Raw genomic sequence first — 6,706 nt, 5'->3', positions numbered from 1 at the left:
CAGCGCTCTTAGGTACGTAGTTGCGCTTCAGCGCTCTTAGGTAGGTAGTTGCGCTTCAGCGCTCTTAGGTACGTAGTTGCGCTTCAGCGCTCTTAGGTACGTAGTTGCGCTTCAGCGCTCTTTGGTAAGTAGTTGCGCTTCAGCGCTCTTAGGTACGTAGTTGCGCTTCAGCGCTCTTTGGTACACAACATACGCAGCAGATTGAATGAAATATAATTTAAGTTATGAATACAGAACCTCAACCGGGCAAATCCGAGAAATCATCCAAAATTAAAGATATATCAACACTGCTGCGGGACGATCGCTTCTGGAAAATAACCGGACAGGCGATCGCCCTAATTTTAGTAATAACAGTCATCGCTATTCTTTGGGACAACCTCACCGCCAATTACGCGCAACTAGGAATTGCATTTGGATTTGACTTTCTCAATTCCCAAGCATCCTTCGACATCGGCGAAAGCGTAATTCCCTACAGTCCCGAAAACAGTTACAGACAAGCTTATTTTGTTGGTTTGATCAACACGCTGCGGGTAATGGGCCTGGGGATTGTTTTCGCAACAATTGCGGGTTTGACTGTAGGAATTGCCCGCCTTTCCGACAATTGGATCTTGCGTAATTTAGCAGCTTTGTACGTGGAGATTTTGAGGAATACACCGTTATTGCTGCAATTATTTTTCTGGTATTTTGCAGTATTCATTTCCATGCCAAAACTGGAAGACAATCAACAGATGCACGGCCCAATTTACTTGACAAATCGCGGGATTGCTGTACCTTGGCCTGCGCCTTTGCCAGGTTTTGAGATTTGGTTGATTTTGTTAACTGTGGGAGTTTTGGCTGCGGCGGGGCTGTGGATGTGGCGGGCGCGGGTGATGGTGGAAGAAGCGAAGCCTGGAAGACAGTTGTTTTGGGCTGCTGGTGCGATCGTCCTGAGTGCAATTTTAGCTTTGATTATCACCAAAAATCTGCCTTTGGGCCTCGATTTCCCGCGCCTGACACCAGCATTGCAACTCGAAGGAGGATTAAAATTAACTCCAGAATTTGCAGCCCTAGTGACAGGACTCAGCTTGTATACTGGCAGTTACATTGCAGAAATTGTCCGCGGCGGAATTCAGTCAGTCTCGCGAGGCCAGTGGGAAGCGGGAAAGTCTTTGGGACTTAAATCTGGAACCCTGATGCGGATGGTAATTTTGCCGCAAGCTTTGCGGGTAATTGTGCCGCCGTTAACCAGTCAGTATCTGAATTTAGCGAAGAATTCGAGTTTAGCCGTGGCGGTGGCTTATCCCGACGTTTACTTTGTGGTGGGTTCTCCGACGTTGAATCAGACCGGAAGGGCGATCGAAACAATGCTAATTATCATGGTAACATACCTAACAATTAGTTTGATAGTTTCTCTGTTTATGAATTGGTACAATCACACGGTACAAATCAAGGAAAGGTAAATAACAGTTGACAGTTGACAGTTGACAGTTGACAGTGGATAGCGAAGTCAAAAGTTAAGTTTATTATAATCTGGAACTAAAGTTGAAATGACTTACAGAGATTTTAACTTAAAAACAGTAACAAAAAAATTTGGTTTGACGATTAGCGATCGCATCAATATGTTCTCTCCTGTGCCAGAATTAGAACCAAGTCCCTTACTTGTAGAAATTCTCAAAGAGAACGCAGGCATTGCCTTAAGCAGCAATACTGACAAGTCTCGCTCGTCCATGATAACCGCACCGATTTTAATCGAACTTAGAAAACTGTTTAACCATCAAATTGGTCTTTTTTGTGGAATAGATTTTACAGTTGATGCCGAAAAAGGATTAGCTGGAAATTGCGATTTTTTGATTAGTCGTTCTTCATACTTATTAATGCTTACCGAACCAGTAATTGCGATCGTAGAAGCACAAAACGAAGATATTAATGCAAGCTTGGGGCCATGTGTAGCCCAAATGTTAGCAGCTAGAATATTTAACGAATGCGAAGGCAACACAAATGCAACAATAAATTATGGGGCTGTTACTAGCGGCCAAACCTGGAGATTCTTAAGACTCAAAGAACAAGTAATTGAAATTGACTTGACAGAATATTACGTAACAGATGTCAAGAAAATATTAGGAATATTAGCAAGTGCAATTCAGCAAGCAATCTAAAATCTAACATCTAAAATACATGGAAACAACCCCCGTACTGCCGCCTCCCGCCACCGAATCGCCCACCCCTTGGAATTGGGCGCGCAAAAACCTATTTAGTACCTGGTACAACAGCATTCTGACAATAGTTTGCTTAATTGTCGCCTTCCAAACAGTTAAAGGAATTATCGTTTGGGCCACAACAAAAGCTAAATGGCGCGTGTTAGAAGCAAACTTGCCACTATTTTTTGTGGGCAGATTTCCCAGCGAATCCTACTGGCGGCTGTGGATAGTAGCCGGAATAATTGCCTTGTTGGGCGGTTTAACTTGGGGAAATATTCAGCGAGATGAACGTCTTTGGAATCGGCCTACACTGATTTTACTTGGTGCAGCGGTTGTTGGTGCGGTCATTACGCCGATCGACCTTACCTCTCGCTTCTACCTCTTAGGAATTATTATCGCAACCGCCGCCAGCTATGTCGCCGCGAGACAAATTAATCCCAACCCCCCCCAACCCCCCCTTGGTAAGGGGGGGCGAGGGGGGGTTAGCTGGATACCCGGAATTTGGGCTCTTTCCTTCCCGCTGATTCTGTGGCTAATTAAAGGCGGATTAGGTTTGACAGAAGTCTCGACAAATGACTGGGGCGGTTTAGTGCTGACGCTGTTTTTAGCAATTATTAGCATTGTGCTTTCATTTCCCCTGGGAGTATTGCTTGCCCTCGGGAGACAAAGTTCTTTGCCAGTCGTCAAACTGCTGTCAACATTGTACATTGAAATAGTGCGCGGCTTGCCTTTAATTGGCATTTTGTTTTTAGGTCAAGTCATGCTGCAATTATTCTTACCGCCGGAATATCCCAAATTGGATAGAGTGATTCGGGCGATCGCCGGATTAACATTATTCAGTGCGGCATACTTGGCTGAAAACGTGCGCGGCGGTTTGCAGGCTGTGCCCAGAGGACAAATAGAAGCAGCAAGGTCGATCGGGCTAAACACACCACTATTGACCATTCTGATTGTACTACCTCAAGCACTGCGAACAGTCATTCCGGCGATCGGCGGTCAATTCATCGGATTATTCATGGATACATCCCTGCTATCGCTATTTGGAATGTTAGAATTAATCGGCATATCCCGCGCCGTTTTAGCAAATCCATCCTACATCGGCAGGTACGCCGAAGTTTACATATTCGTCGGCATCATCTATTGGGTATTTTGCTACTCAATGTCACTGGCCAGCCGCAAAATAGAGAAAAGTTTAGAAAAAAGTCATTAGTCCACAGTCTGTAGGGGCGGGTTCACCAACAAAATAGAACTCCCAACCCAAATATATATAAACCCGCCCTCCCAACCCAAATATATATAAACCCCCCCTCCACTGAAGTAGTCAACAGTCATCAGGCAATAATTATTCGTCATTATTTAAAGGAGAAAATTATGCAAGATACACTAACAGTTCCAGAAACAGTAATCGTCGCAGAAAACGTCCACAAATGGTACGGACAATTTCACGTACTGCGCGGCGTCAGCATGAACGTGAACCGAGGCGAAGTCGTCGTCGTGATGGGCCCTTCAGGTTCCGGCAAATCCACGTTTATTCGGACTTTTAACGCTTTAGAAGCCTATCAGCAAGGCAAAATTACGATCGACGGAATCGAACTTTCCCACGACTTGCGAAACATCGAAAAAATTCGCCAGGAAGTAGGAATGGTGTTTCAGCAATTCAACCTATTTCCCCACCTATCAGTCCTGCAAAACGTCATGCTAGCGCCCGTATGGGTGCGCCGCTGGCCGAAGAAAAAAGCAGAAGAAGTAGCAATGCAACTGTTAGAAAGAGTCGGGATTTTGTCCCAAGCCCAAAAATATCCCGGACAATTATCTGGCGGACAGCAGCAGCGGGTTGCTATTGCACGTTCCCTAGCAATGCAGCCGAAAATCATGCTATTTGACGAACCGACATCAGCATTAGACCCGGAAATGGTGCGGGAAGTTTTAGATGTCATGCGAAATTTAGCGCAAACAGGAATTACAATGGTAGTGGTGACTCACGAAGTCGGATTTGCGCGCGAAGTTGCCGATCGCATTGTGTTGATGGACGGCGGCGTTTTAGTGGAAGAAGCGAAGCCAGAAGAGTTTTTTCAGAACCCGAAGGAAGAACGCACACGCAAGTTTCTATCTCAGATATTGTAAACAGAACTTACGTCATTATAGGTTAGTAGTGAGGACTTTAGTCCGCATCCCATCAGAAAACTAAACTCATCATTAAAAACCAGAGAGTGAGGTTCGTAGTGAGGACTTTAGTCCGCATCCAATCAGAAGACTAAACTCATCATTAAAAACATTAATAGGTTCGTAGTGAGGACTTTAGTCCGCATAAGATCAGAGGACTAAACTCATAATTAAAAACCAGAGAGTGAGGTTCGTAGTGAGGACTTCAGTCCGCATAAGATCAGAGGACTAAAGTCCTCACTACGAACCGTTATTTGTGATTCATTCCCTTGACTTGGATAACAGCGTTAGAATAGTAGATATAAGTCATAAAATCTCAAATTTATATGCCGTCCACAAAAACGCTGCCACTAATTAAAGATGCAGAACGCCTAGAAAGCCGCCTCAAAGAAATTCCGGCAGTTCCTGGTGTATACTTAATGCGCGACGAGAGCGATCGCATCCTGTACATCGGCAAATCCAAAAAACTCCGAAACCGAGTCCGTTCCTACTTCCGCGAAAGCCAAAACCTCAGTCCCCGCATCGCGATGATGGTACAGCAAGTGCGCGAAATCGAATTCATCGCCACCGACACAGAAGCCGAAGCTTTGGCCTTAGAAGCAAACCTCGTAAAACAGCACCAACCTCACTTTAATGTCCTCCTCAAAGATGATAAAAAATATCCTTATTTGTGCATAACTTGGTCGGAAAAATACCCGCGCATTTTCATCACCCGCAAACGCCGCGCGGGTAGTGCGAAAGACCGCTACTACGGCCCCTACGTCGATACAGGGGCGCTGCGGAGTACGCTGCATTTGATTAAGCGGATTTTCCCCTTGCGACAGCGCCCTCAACCGCTATTTAAAGACCGTCCCTGTCTGAACTACGATATCGGCCGCTGCGTCGGTGTTTGTCAAGGGTTAATGTCTGCGGAAGATTACCAAAAAATCATCCAAAAGGTAGCCATGATTTTCCAGGGAAGGACTCAGGAATTGCTGGATATTCTGGAACCACAAATGGAACAAGCAGCCGAAGATTTGAACTTTGAAACTGCGGCCAGGATTCGCGACCAAATTAAAGGTTTGCAATCTTTAAGTGCTGGTCAAAAAGTGTCTTTACCAGATGATACCGTTTCCAGGGATGCGATCGCCCTGGCAGCAGACACGCAGCACGCCTGCATTCAATTATTCCAGATTCGTGCAGGTCAATTAGTCGGCAGACTGGGCTTTATGGCGGAGATACCCAGGGCGGGCACAGGGGCACCGCCCCTACATTCCTGGGAAGAAGAATTATCTCAACCTTCTCTTACCTCCCCCCCAAGGCTTGGGGGAGTAGAGGCCGGGGCGATTTTGCAGCGAGTTTTGGAGGAACATTATCAAAATGTCGAAGCCGTAGAAATTCCCAGCGAAATTTCTGTGCAGTACGACTTACCAGAAGGCGAAATATTAGCAGATTGGTTGAGCAACCGCAAGGGGCGAAAAGTGACGATTTTGACTCCGCAGCGCCAAACTAAGGCGGAGTTAATTGAGATGGTGGAACGCAATGCTGAGTATGAATTGGCGAGAATGCAACGATTGAGCGATCGCAATTCTCAAGCAATGCAAGATTTAGCCGAAATTCTCGATTTACCAGAAATGCCGCACCGCATAGAAGGTTACGATATTTCTCACATTCAAGGTTCGGATGCGGTAGCTTCCCGTGTCGTATTTATCGACGGTTTACCAGCAAATCAACACTACCGCCACTACAAAATTAAAAATCCTGAAATAAAATCCGGTCATTCTGACGACTTTGCTAGTTTAGCAGAAGTTATCGGCAGACGATTTAGGATCAAAGAAGCAGAAGGAAACAGCAAGAAGCAAGATGAATTTAGCGAGTTAGCAGAAGCGGAAGCAGTCAGTAATTTGTCTTCAGTTTCTCCTAATATTGCTGACAAACCGGATTTGATTATGATAGACGGCGGCAAAGGTCAACTGTCAGCAGTTGTGGCTGTTTTGCGGGAGATGAATTTGCTAGATGAGTTGCGAGTTGTGAGTTTGGCGAAGCAGCGAGAAGAGATTTTTTTGCCGGGGGAATCTTTGCCGCTGCCAACTAATTCTGAGCAACCGGGTGTACAATTACTGCGGCGGGTGCGGGATGAGGCGCACAGGTTTGCTGTGAGTTTTCACCGAGATCAAAGAAGTCAGAGAATGAAGCGATCGCGCTTAGATGAGATTCCGGGGTTGGGACACCACCGACAAAAACTATTGTTAGCGCATTTTCGGTCGATCGACTACCTGCGTTTAGCAACTCCCGAACAGTTGGCGGAAGTTTCTGGGATTGGCCCGCGTCTGGCGCAGCAAATCTACGCTTATTTCCATCCGTAAAGCCTTTAGTAGCGTGGAAGA

Annotated in this window: 5 protein-coding genes; all 5 read left to right on the top strand. The window is 45.8% G+C overall.

The features are described 5' to 3' along the window. Positions 1–224: 224 nt before the first annotated feature. Positions 225–1,439 carry an ABC transporter permease subunit gene (locus tag JGK07_RS28220; RefSeq protein WP_293226466.1) on the top strand — a complete coding sequence of 405 codons (1,215 nt, stop codon included), beginning with the start codon at positions 225–227 and terminating at the stop codon, positions 1,437–1,439. Between the two features lie 87 nt (positions 1,440–1,526). Continuing rightward, on the top strand, positions 1,527–2,135 hold the full coding sequence (locus JGK07_RS28215) for a hypothetical protein (protein ID WP_293186316.1): 609 nt from the start codon (positions 1,527–1,529) through the stop codon (positions 2,133–2,135). Positions 2,136–2,154: 19 nt separating this feature from the next. Then, the gene (locus JGK07_RS28210; protein ID WP_293226464.1) at positions 2,155–3,387 is read left to right on the top strand and encodes an amino acid ABC transporter permease; all 1,233 of its coding nucleotides are present in this window, start codon (positions 2,155–2,157) and stop codon (positions 3,385–3,387) included. 161 nt (positions 3,388–3,548) lie between these two features. Beyond that, complete coding sequence (locus JGK07_RS28205) at positions 3,549–4,301, top strand: amino acid ABC transporter ATP-binding protein (RefSeq protein WP_293186314.1); 753 nt, start codon at positions 3,549–3,551, stop codon at positions 4,299–4,301. A 365-nt stretch (positions 4,302–4,666) separates the two neighbouring features. Beyond that, positions 4,667–6,685, top strand: a complete 2,019-nt coding sequence (gene uvrC / locus JGK07_RS28200; protein WP_293192558.1) for an excinuclease ABC subunit UvrC — start codon at positions 4,667–4,669, stop codon at positions 6,683–6,685. Positions 6,686–6,706 lie beyond the last annotated feature (21 nt).

The sequence above is a fragment of the Microcoleus sp. PH2017_24_DOB_U_A genome, from assembly GCF_020738205.1.
Taxonomy (GTDB): domain Bacteria; phylum Cyanobacteriota; class Cyanobacteriia; order Cyanobacteriales; family Microcoleaceae; genus Microcoleus.
The sequence above is the reverse complement of the archived record's forward strand: the minus strand, read 5'-3'. Positions and strand labels throughout refer to the sequence as shown.